Annotated in this window: 12 protein-coding genes; 10 read left to right on the top strand and 2 right to left on the bottom strand. The window is 68.3% G+C overall.

The window, feature by feature from the left end; genetic code table 11:
- The first annotated feature begins 119 nt into the window (after positions 1-119).
- The gene (locus tag QRM96_RS14450; RefSeq protein ID WP_285320065.1) at positions 120-1,559 is read left to right on the top strand and encodes a dicarboxylate/amino acid:cation symporter; all 1,440 of its coding nucleotides are present in this window, start codon (positions 120-122) and stop codon (positions 1,557-1,559) included.
- Between the two features lie 145 nt (positions 1,560-1,704).
- Here the strand turns inward: QRM96_RS14450 and QRM96_RS14455 are convergent, their stop codons facing one another.
- Positions 1,705-2,259, bottom strand: a complete 555-nt coding sequence (locus QRM96_RS14455) for a hypothetical protein (RefSeq protein WP_285320066.1) — start codon at positions 2,257-2,259, stop codon at positions 1,705-1,707.
- A gap of 175 nt (positions 2,260-2,434) precedes the next feature.
- On the opposite strand from QRM96_RS14455, the gene QRM96_RS14460 reads away from it, so the two are divergent.
- The 6 genes from QRM96_RS14460 to QRM96_RS14485 all read left to right on the top strand — a co-directional run bounded on the left by QRM96_RS14460 (position 2,435) and on the right by QRM96_RS14485 (position 9,503).
- Positions 2,435-3,106 (top strand): TetR/AcrR family transcriptional regulator, encoded by a 672-nt coding sequence (locus QRM96_RS14460; protein WP_285320067.1) that lies wholly within the window; start codon positions 2,435-2,437, stop codon positions 3,104-3,106.
- Positions 3,107-3,122: 16 nt separating this feature from the next.
- Complete coding sequence (locus QRM96_RS14465; protein ID WP_285320068.1) at positions 3,123-5,645, top strand: MMPL family transporter; 2,523 nt, start codon at positions 3,123-3,125, stop codon at positions 5,643-5,645.
- Between the two features lie 9 nt (positions 5,646-5,654).
- Entirely contained in the window at positions 5,655-6,299 is a 645-nt protein-coding gene (locus tag QRM96_RS14470) for a Maf family protein (protein WP_018762987.1), read from the top strand.
- Between the two features lie 129 nt (positions 6,300-6,428).
- Positions 6,429-8,240, top strand: a complete 1,812-nt coding sequence (locus QRM96_RS14475; protein ID WP_285320069.1) for an acetyl/propionyl/methylcrotonyl-CoA carboxylase subunit alpha — start codon at positions 6,429-6,431, stop codon at positions 8,238-8,240.
- Between the two features lie 17 nt (positions 8,241-8,257).
- Entirely contained in the window at positions 8,258-8,695 is a 438-nt protein-coding gene (locus tag QRM96_RS14480) for a YybH family protein (RefSeq protein WP_018762985.1), read from the top strand.
- A gap of 76 nt (positions 8,696-8,771) precedes the next feature.
- The gene (locus QRM96_RS14485; RefSeq protein ID WP_285320070.1) at positions 8,772-9,503 is read left to right on the top strand and encodes a glutamine amidotransferase; all 732 of its coding nucleotides are present in this window, start codon (positions 8,772-8,774) and stop codon (positions 9,501-9,503) included.
- Between the two features lie 56 nt (positions 9,504-9,559).
- Here QRM96_RS14485 and QRM96_RS14490 read toward each other — a convergent pair whose 3' ends face one another.
- The gene (locus tag QRM96_RS14490) at positions 9,560-10,969 is read right to left on the bottom strand and encodes an MFS transporter (RefSeq protein WP_285320071.1); all 1,410 of its coding nucleotides are present in this window, start codon (positions 10,967-10,969) and stop codon (positions 9,560-9,562) included.
- 279 nt (positions 10,970-11,248) lie between these two features.
- On the opposite strand from QRM96_RS14490, the gene QRM96_RS14495 reads away from it, so the two are divergent.
- Genes QRM96_RS14495 through QRM96_RS14505 form a run of 3 tightly spaced genes read left to right on the top strand, consistent with a single transcriptional unit; the run spans position 11,249 to position 16,483 of the window.
- A complete protein-coding gene (locus tag QRM96_RS14495) occupies positions 11,249-12,724 on the top strand; it encodes an MFS transporter (protein WP_285320072.1) in 1,476 nt (491 codons plus the stop codon).
- Position 12,725: 1 nt separating this feature from the next.
- Entirely contained in the window at positions 12,726-14,933 is a 2,208-nt protein-coding gene (locus QRM96_RS14500; protein ID WP_285320073.1) for a molybdopterin oxidoreductase family protein, read from the top strand.
- Positions 14,930-16,483, top strand: a complete 1,554-nt coding sequence (locus QRM96_RS14505) for an FAD-dependent oxidoreductase (protein ID WP_285320074.1) — start codon at positions 14,930-14,932, stop codon at positions 16,481-16,483. The genes QRM96_RS14500 and QRM96_RS14505 overlap by 4 nt, the downstream gene beginning before the upstream one ends.
- The last annotated feature ends 7 nt before the right edge of the window (positions 16,484-16,490 follow it).

Here is a 16,490-nt window from a genome sequence, read left to right on the forward strand (position 1 = left end):
CAAATACCGCTGCCTGCCTTGTGTTCACGGGTGTTTCCAGCGCATAGCACAATTGTTGCCGCGTAATATTTCTCAATATTCTTTCGACGTGGTATGCGGTGCAGGTCTAGCTTGTTCTGGTGACCACTCAGACAAGCACCCCATCCTCCGCGGGGAAGACCGGATTCCAGTTGCCCAAGTGGGCTTCCTCCTTCGGCTTCCAGATCATCGCCGCCCTCATCGTGGGCTTGGGCCTCGGCCTGCTCGCCAAGTACACCGGCAGCACCAAGACCAACCCGAACGCCCTCGGCGCCACGCTGCAGACCATCGGCTCGAGCTACGTCTCGCTGCTGCAGACCGCCGTGGTTCCGCTGATCTTCACCGCCGTCGTCAGCTCCATCTCCAACCTGCGCCAGGTATCCAACGCGGCAAGGCTGGCATGGAACACGCTCCTGTGGTTCGCCATCACGTCCCTGATCGCCGTGCTGATCGGAATCGGCCTGGGCGTGCTGCTGCAGCCCGGCGCCAACACCGGCATCACCGAGGAAGCCAAATACACCGGCAAATCCGGTGACTGGTGGGCATTCCTCGTGGGCCTCTTCCCGAAGAACTTCCTCGGCCTCGGCGCCAGCTCCACGGTTGCCGACTCCGGCGCAGTCACCACGTCGGTCAGCTTCAATGTCCTCCAAATCCTGGTGATCGCGATCGCCGTGGGCGTTGCGGCCCTCAAGGTGGGCAAGGCCGCTGAACCCTTCCTGAACCTGAACGCTTCGGCCCTTGCCGTCATCCAGAAGGTGCTGTGGTGGATCATCCGCATCGCCCCGCTTGGCACCATCGGCCTGATCGGCAACGCCGTCGCAGTCTACGGCTGGGACACCATCGGTTCCCTGGGCAAATTCGCCGTCGCGATCTACGTGGGCCTGGCCCTGGTCCTGTTCGTGGTCTACCCCATCCTGGTCCGCAGCCACGGCCTGTCCATCAAGCAGTACTTCTCCGGTGTATGGCCGGCCGTCCAGCTGGCCTTCGTGTCCCGCTCCTCGGTGGGTACCCTGCCGCTGACCCAGCGCGTCACGGAACGCAGCCTGGGCGTCCCCCGGGCCTACGCTTCCTTCGCAGTGCCGCTGGGCGCCACCACCAAGATGGACGGCTGCGCCGCCATCTACCCGGCCGTTTCCGCGATCTTCGTGGCCCAGTTCTTCGGCATCCACCTGGACTTCAGCCAGTACGTGCTGATTGCCCTGGTCTCCGTGCTGGGTTCCGCAGCGACCGCAGGCACCACCGGCGCCGTGGTGATGCTCACGCTGACGCTCTCCACGCTGGGACTCCCGCTGGCCGGCGTCGGACTCCTCCTCGCCATCGACCCCATCCTGGACATGGGCCGGACCGCGGTGAACGTGGCGGGCCAGGCGCTGGTTCCCACCATCGTGGCCAAGCGCCAGGGCATCCTCGACGAGTCGCTGTACAACGCACCGCGCAACGGCACCCCGTTCGTGGACGACAACGAAACCGCAGCAGGTGAGCCCACCGACGGCACCACTGCCGACACGGCACCGCGCGAACTGCAGGACGCCAAGGCGTAAGGGCAGCCGCACAGCATGAAGTCCCGCGGGAAAACTTCCCGGGGGACTTCATGCCGTTAAGGGCTTCATGCTGTTAAGGGCTTCCTGCTGCCCGGGGCGTCCACCGGCCAAGGGAAACGCAGGCCCGCCCGACCGGAGGAATCAGTCAGCGCCCGCCGCCACCGATCACACCATTCTGGACCGCCTTGGTCACGGCATCGGCTTCAGCCTGCGTCAGCTTCCCGTCCGTCACAGCCTTGTCCAGGCGGGTCTTGAGCTCAGCAGCGTGCTCAGACTGCTCATCGCTGCGGATCTCCTGGAGGGCCGCCGTCACCTTCGCTTCGTCGATGCCCAACGCGCCGGCCAGCGACTTCGCCAGCGCCGCTTCCCTGGCGGCCGGGTCCGGCTTCTGTCCCTCAGCAGGGGCAGTGGGCTTGTTGGCATCGCGGAAGGCCTTCAGCGCGTCCTGGACTTTGGTTTGGTCCACGCCGAGCTTCGCGGCCAGCGCAGCAGCCCGGTCCTCGCCGTGTCCGCCACGGCCACCATGCCGGCCCATGCCGTCGGGGGCCCCGCCATTACTTGAGTCAGCCGGGGCGCTTGAGCTAGCGCTGGGCGCGGGCGTCGTGGTGGTTGCGGAGGCCATGCCGGCCACCCCGATCCCGGCGCCGAGGACCAGCGCAGCCGCTGACAGGCCCAGGGTCATCTTCTTGGTACGTGACATCTTTCGTCTCCTGATTCGCCGTCCTGCGACGGCTGTAGGTTTATGCCTCTCTCACTGAGACACACCAAGCATCCACCGCGAGCTTCAGGAAAGGCTGTTGGGAACCTTTCGATCTCCTGTGAATGCACGTGAAAAATATTTGCATGTAGTGCAAAGTTGCACGTAGTGTAATCCTGTGCCAAACGCCTCCCCCCACGACCAGCAGGCACCCCCATCACGGCGGGAACTGAACAAGGCAGCCACCAGGCAGGCCATCACGGACGCCGCCCTGGAACTGCTGCGCGCAAAAGGTCCGGGAAACTTCACAGTGGAGGATATTGCCGACGCCGCCGGGATCTCGCGCCGCACCTTCTTCAACTACTTCAGCAGCACCGACGCCGCGCTGGCGTCCGTCGTGCACGGCTTCCTGGACACTGCCATCCAACAGTTCCGGCTCCGCCCGGCAGAGGAGCCCATGCTCGAGTCGGCCCAGGCAGCCCTGTCGGCCCTGGCCGATCCCGAGGCCGTCGCCCCGTTGGCGGAACTGTTTACCTTGACCCAGCAAAGCCCGCTGATGGCCCACTCCGAACTGGAGGCATGGGACCACTGCCGGGCGCAGGTCTTCGCCGTCGCCCGCGAGCGCCTCGCCGGCACCCCGGGCGGGCAGGACGAACTCTATGTCCATGCCTTGGCCGGCTCCATCATCTCCTGCGGCAAAGCTGCCATGGAGGTCTGGTTCAGCCGGCGCGGCCCCGACCTCACAACAGGGTCCCTGACCGAGCTGCGCCAACTGTTAATTGATTCGATTGCCCTGCTGGGCACAGGCTTCGCTCCCCCTGCTTCACCTTCCGCTGTCCGCTCCTCCTGATCAGATCGGTTCCCGCATGGCACTCCTCCTCTACCGCCTTGGCAAGTTCTCCTACCGCCGGCGCTGGCTTGTCATCTCCTTGTGGCTCGCCGTGCTGGTGGCCGTTGGCGGCTCGGCCGCAGCGTTCCACGGCACGCTGTCCAACAACTTCCAGATCCCGGGAACAGAGACCCAGCGGATCGCAGATAAGCTCAAGCAGGACCTGCCGTCGGCTTCCGGCGGCAGCGCCACGATCGTGTTCGAAGCCCCGCCCGGCGGCTTCACGGACCAGGGCCGCGCAGCCGTCACGGACGCGCTGAAGAAGCTCCAGGCCCTGCCCGAAGTCCGCGGCACGGTTGACCCGTTCGCCACCCAGGCCCAAGTGGACCAGGCGGCCAAGGCGATCACCGACGGTGAACAGCAGTTGGCCGCCGGGCAAGCGCAGCTGGACTCCTCGCGGGCCCAGCTGGAGGCAGGCAAGGCCCAGCTGGCCGCGGCCGAGCAGCAGCTCACGGCCGCCGGGGCACCGGCTGCGGCGATCGACGCGCAACTGGGCCAGCAGAAGGCGGCACTGGCGGCAGGCCAGGCCAAGCTCGACGCCGGAACCCGGGAACTCGAGGACAGCAAGGCCAAGCTGGAGCTCGGCAAACGCCAGGCGCAGGCGGCGTCCGCCATCCGCTTCGTCTCGGAAGACAACCAGGCCGCCGTCGCCCAGGTCCAGTTCAACACCTCCATCAACGGGCTCTCCCCGGCAGTCCGGAAACAGGTCCAGGACACCGCCCATGAAACGTCCTCAGCAGGCGTCACGGCTTTGGCCAGCAAGGAGATCACCGAGGACATCTCGGCGCTGTTCGGCACGGCGGAGATCGTGGGCATCGCCGTCGCCGCGCTGGTCCTGATCCTCATGCTGGGCACCCTGATCGCCGCCGGCCTGCCGCTGCTGATGGCCATCATGGGCGTCGGCGTGGGCGTCGGCATCACCTTCGCACTCTCCGGCCTGTTCGACATGAGCTCCATCTCCCCCATGCTGGCCCTCATGCTCGGCCTCGCCGTCGGCATCGACTACTCGCTGTTCATCGTCAATCGGCACCGGACCCAGCTCCTCGCCGGGATGGACGCCGAGGAATCGGTGGCCCGGGCCAACGGCACCTCGGGCAACGCGGTGGTCTTCGCCGGCCTCACCGTGATCATCGCCCTGGCCGCCCTGGTGGTCCCCGGGCTGCCGTTCCTCACCGTCATGGGCCTTGCCGCAGCAGGGACCGTAGCCGTGGCCGTGCTCGTGGCCATCACGCTGACCCCCGCCATGCTGTCCCTGATCGGCCGCCGCATCATCTCCCGGCGGGCGTGGGCCAAGGCCGAGGCGCACAACGCCGAGCCGGGCCATGAAGCCGCGGACCTCGCCACCGACCGCCAGCGCAGCACCCGCGGCTGGGGCGGACTCGTCACCCGGCACCCGTGGGTGGCACTGGTGGCCGGCGTCCTGGTACTCGGCACCCTGGCGCTGCCGGCAACCCAACTGCAACTGGCCCTGCCGGACGGCGGCTCCGAGCCCGTCGACTCGGAGGCCTACCAGGCCTACGACCTGACGGCGCGCAGCTTCGGCGAGGGCGTGACAGGTCCGATCGTGGCGGTGGGCGAGTTCCCGGCGAATCTCGACGCGGCCCAGGCACAAAAGCTGCAGTACGACATCGCGGACAAGCTCCGCGCCGTGGACAACGTGGTGGCCGCAGTGCCGGTGGCCCTCAGCGATGACCGCCGGACCGCCGGGTTCCAGGTCATTCCCAAGGAAGGCCCCGCCAGCGCCAGCACCGTCAAGGTGGTCGCCGAACTGCGCGGACTCAACGGCGAAATCCAGTCGGACTACGGCGTGGCCATGGGCCTGACCGGGCAGACGGCCGGCAACGTGGATGTCTCCACCAAGCTCGGTGCCGCCCTGCCGCCCTACCTGGCGATCGTCGTCGGGCTTTCCCTGGTCCTGCTGTTGCTGGTCTTCCGCTCCATCGTTGTCCCGCTGCTGGCCACCGGCGGCTTCCTGCTGTCCCTGTCCGCGGCCTTCGGCGCGGTGGTGGCGGTGTACCAGTGGGGCTGGCTGGGTGGCGTGTTCGACGTCGCCAACCCGGGAGCCGTGCTCAGCTTCCTGCCCATCATCCTGATCGGCGTGTTGTTCGGTCTGGCCATGGACTACCAAGTGTTCATCGCCTCCGGGATGCGTGAGGCGTACATGCACGGCTCCGAGGCCAAGGAAGCTGTCCGGGTGGGCTTCCGGCACGCAGCCGCCGTGGTGACGGCCGCCGCGATCATCATGGTCAGCGTGTTCTCCGGCTTCATCTTCAGCCACCTCACCATGGTCCGGCCGCTGGGCTTTGCCATGGCCTTCGGCGTCCTGTTCGACGCCTTCGTGGTCCGCATGACCATTGTCCCGGCCGTGATGTATCTGCTGGGCGCCAAGTCCTGGTGGCTGCCGCGCTGGCTGGACCGGATCCTGCCGGACGTGGACGTCGAAGGGGCCAAGCTCAACCGCGGGCAGGCCGCCCCCACCCCGGGCGAACTGGTCCACTAGGCTGGAACCGTGCACCACCTGATTCTCGCGTCCCAGTCCCCCGCCCGCACCAAGCTCCTGGCCGAGGCCGGCATCCGGCACACGGTCCTGGTGTCCGACGTCGACGAGGAAGCCGTCCAGGAGCGGTACGGCGTCACCGACCCGCATGACACCGCGCTGCTGCTCGCCAGGGCCAAGGCCGAGGCCGTGGCGTCCCTGCCGGAAGCGGAGGGTGCCCTGGTACTGGGCTGCGATTCGGTCTTCGAGTTCGACGGCGAGGCGCACGGCAAGCCCTACACGGCCGACGTCGCGCGGGACCGGATGCTCCGGATGAGCGGCAGCGCGGGGGTGCTGCACACGGGACACTGGCTGGTGGACTGCAGGGACACGGACGACGACGGCCCGGGCGGCCGCGGTTCGGGCGCCACGCTCGGGGCGGTCGCCTCTGCCGAGGTCACCTTCATGGACATGGAGCCGGCGGAAATCGACGCCTACATCGCCACCGGCGAGCCGCTGCACTGCGCCGGTTCGTTCACCATCGACGGCCTGGGTGGGGCCTTCATCCGGAAGGTCGACGGCGACCCGCACGCCGTCGTCGGCCTGTCCGTCTCCACCCTCCGTGGCCTCCTGGCCGCCGCCAATGTGCGCATCACGGATCTCTGGCCCGCGCGGTAAGTCCTCCATTTTCGGGACGCCTTGTAGCTTCCCTACAAAGGAAGCCTGGTTTACACGCGGATTCCGCAAGTAATATCGGCGGAACCCTCAAAACCGCGCTAGGCTCCCTGAAGGAAAGAAGGAGACGCCTTGTCAGCAAATTTGGAGCAGTCCGCAGGTCCCACGCAGTCGACGACCCTCACCAAGGTGCTGATCGCCAACCGCGGGGAAATCGCCGTCCGCATCATCCGTGCGGCCCGGGACGAAGGCATCGCCTCGGTGGCCGTCTACGCCGACCCCGACCGGGACGCCCTGCACGTCAAACTCGCCGACGAGGCCTATGCCCTGGGTGGCACCACGGCCGCCGAGTCGTACCTGGTGATGGACAAGATTCTTGACGCCGCCCGCCAGTCCGGCGCCGACGCCATCCACCCCGGCTATGGGTTCCTGGCCGAGAACGCCGACTTCGCCGCCAAGGTCATCGCCGCCGGCATCACCTGGATCGGCCCCTCCCCCGAGGCCATCTCCGCCCTGGGCGACAAGGTCCAGGCCCGCCACATCGCCGAGAAGGTCGGCGCCCCGCAGGTCCCCGGCACCGCCGACCCCGTGGAATCCGCCGAGGAAATCCTGGAATTCGTGGACAAGTTCGGCCTGCCCGTGGCCATCAAGGCGGCTTTCGGCGGCGGTGGACGCGGCATCAAGGTGGCCCGCACCCGCGAGGAAATCCCCGAACTCTTCGAGTCCGCCGTCCGCGAAGCCACCGCCGCCTTCGGCCGCGGCGAGTGCTTCATCGAGCGCTTCCTGGACGCTCCCCGGCACGTGGAGACCCAATGCCTCGCCGACGCACACGGCAACGTTGTGGTGGTCTCGACCCGCGACTGCTCCCTGCAGCGCCGCAACCAGAAACTGGTCGAAGAGGCGCCCGCCCCGTTCCTCACCCCGGAACAGAACCAGCGGCTCTACGAATCCTCCAAGGCCATCCTGAAGGAAGCCGGTTACCTGGGCGCGGGGACCTGCGAGTTCCTGGTGGGCCAGGACGGCACCATTTCCTTCCTTGAGGTCAACACCCGCCTCCAGGTGGAGCACTGCGTCTCCGAGGAAGTCACCGGAATCGACCTGGTCCGCGAACAGTTCCGGCTGGCCCGCGGCGAGGAACTCGGCTACGGCGACCCCGAGGTCCGCGGCCACTCCTTTGAATTCCGCATCACCGGCGAGGACCCGGGCCGCAACTTCCTGCCCTCCCCCGGCACCATCAGTGCCCTCAAGAACCCCACCGGGCCCGGCGTGCGGATCGATTCCGGCGTGGAGCAGGGCGATGTCATCAGCGGCAACTTCGATTCGATGCTCTCCAAGCTAATCGTCACCGGCGCCACCCGCACCCAGGCACTGCAGCGCTCCCGGCGTGCCCTGGAGGAAATGGTGGTCGAGGGCATTCCCACCGTCATCCCGTTTGATCTCGCCGTGGTCAGCAACCCCGACTTCGCCCCCGCGGAGGGCCCGTTCAAGGTCCACACCCGCTGGATCGAGACCGCCTTCGTCAACGACATCCCCGCCTGGACACCCAGCGGCACCGCGGAAGAAGAGTCGGAGGCCGGCGAACGCCAGCGCGTCGTCGTCGAGGTGGGCGGCAAGCGCCTGGAAGTGGTGCTCCCCGCATCCCTCGGCGTCCCCGGCACCGCCGCAGCCGCCGGCAAGCCCGGCAAGTCCAAGAAGCGCTCACGGTCAGCAGGTCCCGCCGCAGCCACGGGCAATGCCCTCACTTCCCCGATGCAGGGAACCATCGTGAAGGTCGCCGTTTCGCACGGTGACGTGGTGTCCGAGGGCGACCTGGTGGTGGTCCTGGAGGCCATGAAGATGGAACAGCCGCTGACGGCGCACCGTTCCGGCACCATCACGGGACTGACGGCAACGGCGGGCGAAACCGTGTCCGCCGGCGCGGTCATCGCCACGATCGAAGACTAGAAAGCGCTGCGCCGGACATGCTCGCACCAAGCTTCCAGGAAGAAGTGGACCGCTACCACCAGGCGGTTCCCGAAATCACCCGGGGCAACCCGGCCCCGATCAAGGACCTGTACTCCCGGCAGGACGATGTCACCCTGGCCAACCCGTTCGGCGGCATCGCCCGCGGCTGGGCCCAGGTGGAGGCCCGCCTTGACCAGGCGGCCCGGCAGTTCCGCGACGGCGAGATGCTGGGCTTCGACACTGTCACCTCCTACACCGCCCGCGACACCGCCTACCTGGTGGAAACCGAGCACTTCCGGGCGCGGCTGGACGCCGCGTCCGCCACGGAGGAATTTGCCCTGCGCGTCACCAGCATCTTCCGCCGCGAGGAAGGCTACTGGAAGCTGGTGCACCGGCACGCGGACCCCGCCGCCCGGCCCCAGTCCCGGCGCTCCCTGACCCAGCCCGCCGCCTGACCTGCCGCCGCACCGGTTCGCCGTCGGGACGGTCCGGGTGCTGGCAGGGCGCGCCGCCAGCAGGCAGACTTAGCAGATGCTGCCTTTCCTGCTTCTCGCATCCCGGGCCGAGGATGCCGCCGCCGACGACGAATATGCGGCCTACCTGCGGTACGGCGGACTGGAAGAGCGCGAACTTCACCGGGTCCGGCTGGAGGCCGCACCGCTGCCCGCACTTGACCTTTCGCGGTACTCCGGGGTGATCGTCGGCGGCAGCCCGTTCACCTCCAGCGATCCGCCCGGGAACAAGAGCGCGGTGCAGCACCGGGTGGAACGGGAACTTTCGGGCCTCCTGGACCAGCTCGTGTCGCTCGACTTTCCGTTCCTGGGTGCCTGCTACGGGGTGGGAACCCTGGGCACGCACCAGGGCGCGGTGATCGACCGGACCTACGGGGAACCGCTGGGAGCGGTGGAGATCGAACTGACGGAGGCGGGGCTGCAGGATCCCCTCCTGCAGGGGCTGCCCCGGACGTTTACGGGCTTCACCGGCCACAAGGAGGCTGTCAGGTCGCTGCCGGCGCACGCCGTCCTGCTGGCGCGCTCCGCCACCTGCCCGGTCCACATGTTCCGCATCAAGGCAAACCTCTACGCCACCCAGTTCCACCCCGAACTGGACGCGGAGGGGCTGGTGACCCGGATCGATATCTACCGGCACGCCGGGTACTTCCCGCCGGAATCCGCCGGCGAACTGATGGCGGCGGCACGCCGGTCCACCGTGACCGAGCCCATGACCGTCCTGAAGAACTTCGTGGCACGCTACGCCCGCTGAGCATGAAAATGCCCGGCGGGCCGGATGGCCTCGCCGGGCATTGTGGCGTTGGAGAATCAGGCCACGTTGTTCTCGTAGTCAAGGTCGCGGGTTTCGCGGGTGAGGAACAGCGCGATCAGGGTCAGCACGGCCATGGACGTCAGGTACACGCCGACCAGGACGGGGCTGCCCTTGGCCGCTTCCCACAGCGCGACGGCGATGAACGGCGCCACGGCTGCGCCCAGGATGCTGGAGAAGTTGTAGCTGATGGCAGAGCCGGTGTAGCGGACGTTCGTGGGGAACAGTTCCGGCAGCAGCGCCCCCATGGGCCCGAAGGTCAGGCCCATCAGGGAGAAACCAAGGATCAACAGGCCCATGGTGCCCACGAACCCGCCGCTGAACAGCGGTACGAACAGCAGGCCGAACACGAAGATGCCGGCGGTGACGGCCATCAGCATCTTGCGGCGGCCGTACTTCTCGGCGAGCGGGCCGGAGACCAGGGTGAAGATGCCGAAGAAGACGACGCCGGCGATCAGCATCCAGAGGAAGTCGTTGCGGGTGTACCCCAGGCCGGGGACGAACGCGGCAGCGGCCGCCTCCGTCATGGGCTTTCCGGCCTTTTCGGCGGCCGCCTGCGCACCGGCCAGCGTGGGCTTGGTGCCGTAGGTGAGGGTGAACGTGGTCATCAGGTAGAAGAGCACGTAGGTGGCCAGCATGATGAAGGTGCCCAGGATCAGCTGGCGCCAGCCGGTCTTGAAGACGCGGCCCAGCGGAAGTTTCGCCACTTCGTTGGATTGCACCACCTTGGTAAAGGCGGGGGTTTCGATCAGCTTGAGCCGGACGTACAGGCCCAGGATGACCATGACGGCGCTGAGCAGGAACGGTACGCGCCAGCCCCAGGCCGCGAAGGCCTCCGGCGAGAGCGTGTAGCTGGCCACGAGGAAGATGACGTTGGCGATGATGAAGCCAATGGGGGCGCCCAGTTGCGGGAAGGTGCCGTAGATGGCGCGCTTGTTGGCGGGCGCGTTTTCCGTGGCCAGCAGGGCCGCGCCGCTCCATTCGCCGCCCAGGGCCAGGCCTTGGGCAAAGCGCATGATGACGAGCAGGGCCGGTGCCCAGAATTCCCAGCCCGGTACCAGGGCGGTGGGGAGGCAACCGATCAGGAAGGTCGCAATGCCCATGGTGAGCAATGACGCCACAAGGGTTCCCTTGCGGCCAAACTTGTCACCGAAGTGGCCGAACACGATGGAGCCAAGTGGACGTGCGACGAACGCCACGCCAAAGACGGCGAAGGAGCTCAGCAGCTGGGTGGTCTCGTTCTGGCCCGGGAAGAAGAGCTTCGGGAAGACGAGCACGGCGGCAGTGGCGTAGACGTAGAAGTCGTAGAACTCCACGGTGGTGCCGATCAGGCTCGCCACGATGACGCGGCCGCGGGAGTTCACCGGCTGGTGCGAACCGGGCACCGTGGTGGTATCGGGGGATGACATAGGTAAGCGCTTTCGTGAGACCGGCCGGGCACAGGCGGGGCCGCCTCCCGGCTCGAATAATTAGAGTTCGATCTTACTTCGCTGCGTCCAGTCAATGGACGAATCGTCCATCATGCGGACACGTGTTGTACGTCTCACCATGCGGGCCTCCACGCCGGGCCTCACGCCGGCGTACAGGCCCGGATAGGCAAAAGTCACAGCGCGTTAACAAACATCGTCCGTCCGCGAAACGAGCCGTCCCTACCTTGGAGGAACAACATCCCCTGAAGGAGGTAACCCGTGACTGTTGACCGCACCGTTGATGCCGGCGCCGGAAATACCCTTGACCTCGAAGAGGCCACTGGACCGGCAGCCGTTGCCGCATCCGCCAGCGCACAGCCCGGCCGTACCCGCACCACAGACGCCCCTGCCCTTGAATTCCGCCCCGGCCGCTGGATCGCCAACTGGGATGCCGAGAACAAGGAGCAGTGGGAAACCGCCGGCCGCGCCATCGCCCGCCGCAACCTGAACTGGTCCATCTTCGCCGAGTTCCTCGGCTTCGTGGTATGGCAGCTGTGGTCCATCGTGGTGGTCCAGCTTCCCGCCGCCGGCTTCACCTTCTCCACCTCGGAAATCTTCTGGCTCATCTCGATGCCCAGCCTCGTGGGCGCCACCCTCCGCATTCCCTACACGTTCATGGTCCCCCGCTTCGGCGGACGGAACTGGACCATCGTCTCCGCACTGCTGCTCCTGATCCCCTCCACCGGACTGGCTCTGTGTGTCTCCAACCCGGACACGCCGTTCGGCGTCATGCTCCTGGTGGCCGCCCTCGCCGGCTTCGGCGGCGGCAATTTCGCCAGCTCCATGGCCAACATCACGTTCTTCTACCCGGCGAGGGAAAAGGGCTGGGCGCTGGGCCTGAACGCCGCCGGCGGAAACCTGGGCGCCGCCGTCGCACAGCTTGCCGTCCCGATCGTCATCACCCTCCTCGCTGCCGGCACCGTCAACCTGCCTATGGCCGGGTGGATGTGGGTCCCGTTCATCCTGCTGGCAGCATTCGGCGCCTTCAAGTACATGAACAACCTCACCAGCGCCAAGGGCGACGTGGCCGGCTCGGTCGCGGCGCTGAAGGAACCGCACCTGTGGATCATGGCCCTGCTGTACATCGGCACCTTCGGCTCCTTCATCGGCTTCGCCGGCGTGTTCCCCAAGCTCATCAAGGACTACTTCCCCGCGTTCTCCTCCATCGGAGTGGGGACCGTGGCCCTGTCCCTGGCCTTCCTGGGCCCCCTGGTGGGTTCGCTGGCCCGCCCGTACGGCGGACGCATGGCGGACCGGATGGGCGGCGCCCGGATGACCGTTGCCGCCTTCGCCTCCATGGCCGTGATCACGCTGACCATGATTTGGACCCTCCCGCTGAAGAACTTCCTGCTCTTCCTGGTCCTTTTCCTGATGCTGTTCACCGCCAGCGGCTTCGGCAACGGCGCCACCTACCGGATGATCCCGGTCATCTTCGCCACCTCCAGCCGGGCTGCCCGCAACGGTGCCAACCCGGTGGCCACCCAGCGCCTGGCGTCCTCGGCCCTCGGACTGATCTCCGCGATCGGAGCCTACGGGGGCTTCGTGATCCCCCAGGTGCTGAATGCCTCCAGCACCGCCAGCGGCTCCTACACTCCGGCCTTCTACGGATTCGTCGGCGCGTATGTCCTCATGCTGGTGGTCTGCTGGACCTGCTACATCCGCAACGCCGGCCGGAACGCGATGGGGCACGTCTAACATGACCAAAAGCGCCGACACGCACTGCCCCTACTGCGCCCTGCAGTGCGCCATGACGCTCACGTCCCCCGCGGGCCTGGCCCCGGCTGCACAGCCGGGGCCAGGCCCCGTGCCTGCCCTCAACCCCGCGACAGCCCTGGAAGTTGCCGGCCGGGACTTCCCCACCAACCGCGGCGGACTCTGCCGCAAGGGGTGGACCTCCCCCACGCTCCTGAACCACGCGGGCAGGATCACCGAGCCGCTCCTGAAGGGTCCCGACGGCGTCCACCGGCCGATCGGCTGGGACCAGGCCCTGGACCTGGCCGCCTCGGCAGTCCGGGACGCCCGCGCCCGCCACGGGGCCGACTCCATAGGTGTTTTCGGGGGCGGCGGACTCACCAACGAGAAGGCCTACCAGCTGGGCAAGTTCGCCCGGCTGGCACTGGGGACCTCCCGGATCGACTACAACGGCAGGTTCTGCATGTCCTCGGCAGCGGCCGCCGGCATGCGCGCCTTCGGCGTGGACCGCGGCCTGCCCTTCCCGCTCGAGGCCCTGGATGCCGCCGGCACCATCCTCATGCTGGGTTCGAACGTCGCCGAGACCATGCCGCCGTTCGTCCAGCACCTGCAGGGTGCCCGCAATGCCGGCGGACTGATCGTGGTGGATCCGCGCCGCTCCGCCACGGCAGCCTTCACAGCCGACGGCGGCGGCATCCATCTCCAGCCACTGCCGGGCACTGACCTGGCCCTGCTGCTCGGGCTCTCCCACGTGGTCATCCACGAAGGCCTGGCGGACACTGTATACCTGCGGGAGCGCACCACGGGCTACGACGCCGTAGCCCGCAGCGTCAACGCCTTCTGGCCCGAGCGCGTGCAATCCCTCACCGGCGTGCCCGCGGACCTGATCCGGGAAACCGCCCGCAGGCTGGCCGCCGGGGCGCAGGCAGGCGGCAGCTACATCCTGACCGGCCGCGGCGTGGAACAGCATGTGGACGGCACCGACACCGCGACGGCCGCCATCAACCTCAGCCTCCTGCTGGGCCTGCCGGGCTCTGCCCGCAGCGGCTACGGAACCCTCACCGGCCAGGGCAACGGCCAGGGCGGCCGCGAGCACGGCCAGAAGGCGGACCAGCTCCCCGGCTACCGGAAGATCACCGACCCTGCTGCCCGGGCCCACGTCGCCGCTGTCTGGGGCGTGCCCGAAGCGCTGATCCCCGGGCCCGGCCTGCCCGCCGTCCAGTTGCTGAAGTCGCTGGGACAGCCCGACGGCGTACGGTGCCTTTTCGTACACGCTTCCAACATCGCCGTGGCCGCCCCCGACGCCAACACTGTCATCAAGGGCCTGCGCAGCCTGGACTTCCTGGTGGTGTGCGACTTCTTCATGTCGGAGACCGCTGCGGAGGCCGACCTCATCCTTCCGGTCCTCCAGTGGGCCGAGGAGGAAGGCACCCTGACCAACCTGGAAGGTCGCGTCCTGCGCCGGCGCCGCGCCATCTCCCCGCCCGCCGGTGCCCGCAGCGAACTGTGGATCATGGCCCGGCTGGCTGAGCGGTTGGACGCCCCCTCCACCTACAGCGAGGACCCCGAGACAGTCTTCGAGGAACTGCGGCTTGCCTCCGCAGGCGGCCTTGCCGACTACTCCGGCATCGACTACGCCATGCTGGACCGGGGCGAAGCCGCCTACTGGCCCTACCCGGCCGGCAGCACCGGCACGCCGCGGCTCTTCCGGGACGGCTTCGCGCACCCCGGCGGCAAGGCGGTCATGGTCCCGGTGGTTCCACGCCGCCGTCGCCCCTCCACTGCGGACCCCGGCGCAAACGCGGCGGCCGGCGCCAAGGAAATGACCCTCATCACCGGGCGCCTCCTGGAGCACTACCAGTCCGGCGCGCAGACCCGGCGGGTCCAGGAACTTCTCGCCGCCCAGCCGGAAGCGAAGGCCCAGCTCCACCCTGCGGCCGCCGAGGCACTCGGCATCACCGCCGGCTCGCTGGTCTCCGTGGCCAACGCACGCGGCGAGGTGGTGTGCCGGGCGGAACTCACCAGCGCCATCCGACCCGAAACGGTCTTCCTCTCCTTCCACTTCCCGGGATTCGAAAGCGCCAACCGGCTGACCGAAGCCGCCACCGACCCCATCTCCGGGATGCCTGAATTCAAGTTCAACACCGTGTGGATCCGGCCCGTGGCCGCCCCCGATTCCGCCCGCATGCTGCAAAAGACGGAGGCCTCATGAGCGAGCAGATTGTGATCGTGGGATTCGGCCCCGTGGCCGCCAGGCTGGTGGACGAGCTCCTGCCCGCCGTCCGCGGCGGGCACGCCCGGCTCACCGTAGTGGGTGAGGAGTCCGAGGCCGCCTACAACCGCGTCCTGGTGGCGGACCTCGGCGTCGGCCGCACCACCGCCGGCGCCCTGGCCCTCGCCGACGCCGCCGACCTGGCAGCCGAGGGAGTGGACGTCCGCCTGGGCGTGCGGGTCAAGCGGGTGGACCGGGCGCGGCAGCAAGTCCTGCTTTCCGACCGAACCGCCGTGCACTACGACAGGCTGGTATTTGCCACCGGATCACGGCCCGTCATCCCCAACCTCACCGGAATCAACCCCGATCCCGCCTCCCCCGTGCTTCCCGCCGGGGTCACGGCCTTGCGCGACCTCCGCGACGCGGACGTGCTCCGCCAGGCGGTGGACGGCGGCAAACGGGTGGTGGTCCTGGGCGGCGGCGTCCTCGGGCTGGAGACGGCACTCGCGGCCGCGGAAGAAGGGGCTACGGTCACCGTGGTCCACAACGGGCCGCACCCCCTGGGCCGCAACATCGACCGCGGCGGCGGCGCCGTCCTGGCCGCCGGACTGCGCCGGTGCGGCGTGAGGGTGGCAGGCAACGCCCGCTCCACCGGCGTTGAGCACAACGCGCCCGACGGCGGCTTCTCGGCGTTGCTGCTCGACGACGGGTCCGCGATCGACGGCGACCTCCTGGTCATCTCGTGCGGGGTCCGTCCCCGAACCGAACTGGCCGAAGGCTGCGGACTGTCCACCGGCACCGGGATCCTGGTGGACCACCGGCTGCGGGCGCACCACGAACCGCACATCTTCGCCATCGGCGACTGCGCAGAGGTTCGCTGCCCGGATCCGGGCTGCGCCGCATGCAGGAACGCCATGGGCCCGTCCGGGCTGGTAGGCCCCGGCTGGCGCCAAGCCGAATGGTTGGGCGGCTACCTCACCCTGCTGGCCGAAGGGACCGCTGCCGAGGCGGACCTGCTGCCGGCCCTGCCGCCGGAACAACCCGCCGTCGTGGTGTTGAAGGCCCGCGGCCTGAACATGGCGGTGGCCGGGAACAACGGCGCCGACCCCTGGGACGAAGAAGCGCTCACCGCAGGTGCCGTCAACGGCAGGCCGCGCCTGCAAATCGCCCAGTGGGCCGATCCGGAGCACGGCCGCTACGTCAAGATGACCACCCGCGGCGGCGTCCTGGAGGGCCTGGTGTCAGTGGGAATGCCGCGGACCGCGGCCGAACTGGTGGGCCTTTTTGAACGCGGCGCCGAACTGCCCGCCGACCGTTCCCTGCTCCTGCGCCTGGACGGGCCGGACCTGGTCCCCGGCGCCGCCGACCCCGCAGGCACCGTCTGCCGGTGCGCCGGTGTCAGCGGAGCGGCGATCCAGGGCGCTGTGGAGGGCGGCTGCTCAACGGTGGCGGACGTGTCCAAGGCCACCCGGGCAGGCACCGGCTGCGGCGGCTGCCACGAGGACATCAAGGGGCTTATCGAGAAGCATTCCTCCCCGGCCCTCCCCTAACCCCGCA

The sequence above is a fragment of the Pseudarthrobacter sp. lyk4-40-TYG-27 genome (assembly GCF_030209295.1).
Lineage (GTDB): Bacteria > Actinomycetota > Actinomycetes > Actinomycetales > Micrococcaceae > Arthrobacter.

Coding starts and splice junctions, on each gene's coding strand:
- QRM96_RS14455 (WP_285320066.1), bottom strand. CDS start 2,259: ATGTCACGTACCAAGAAGATGACCCTGGGCCTGTCAGCGGCTGCGCTG.
- QRM96_RS14465 (WP_285320068.1), top strand. CDS start 3,123: ATGGCACTCCTCCTCTACCGCCTTGGCAAGTTCTCCTACCGCCGGCGC.
- QRM96_RS14480 (WP_018762985.1), top strand. CDS start 8,258: ATGCTCGCACCAAGCTTCCAGGAAGAAGTGGACCGCTACCACCAGGCG.
- QRM96_RS14485 (WP_285320070.1), top strand. CDS start 8,772: ATGCTGCCTTTCCTGCTTCTCGCATCCCGGGCCGAGGATGCCGCCGCC.
- QRM96_RS14490 (WP_285320071.1), bottom strand. CDS start 10,969: ATGTCATCCCCCGATACCACCACGGTGCCCGGTTCGCACCAGCCGGTG.
- QRM96_RS14500 (WP_285320073.1), top strand. CDS start 12,726: ATGACCAAAAGCGCCGACACGCACTGCCCCTACTGCGCCCTGCAGTGC.
- QRM96_RS14505 (WP_285320074.1), top strand. CDS start 14,930: ATGAGCGAGCAGATTGTGATCGTGGGATTCGGCCCCGTGGCCGCCAGG.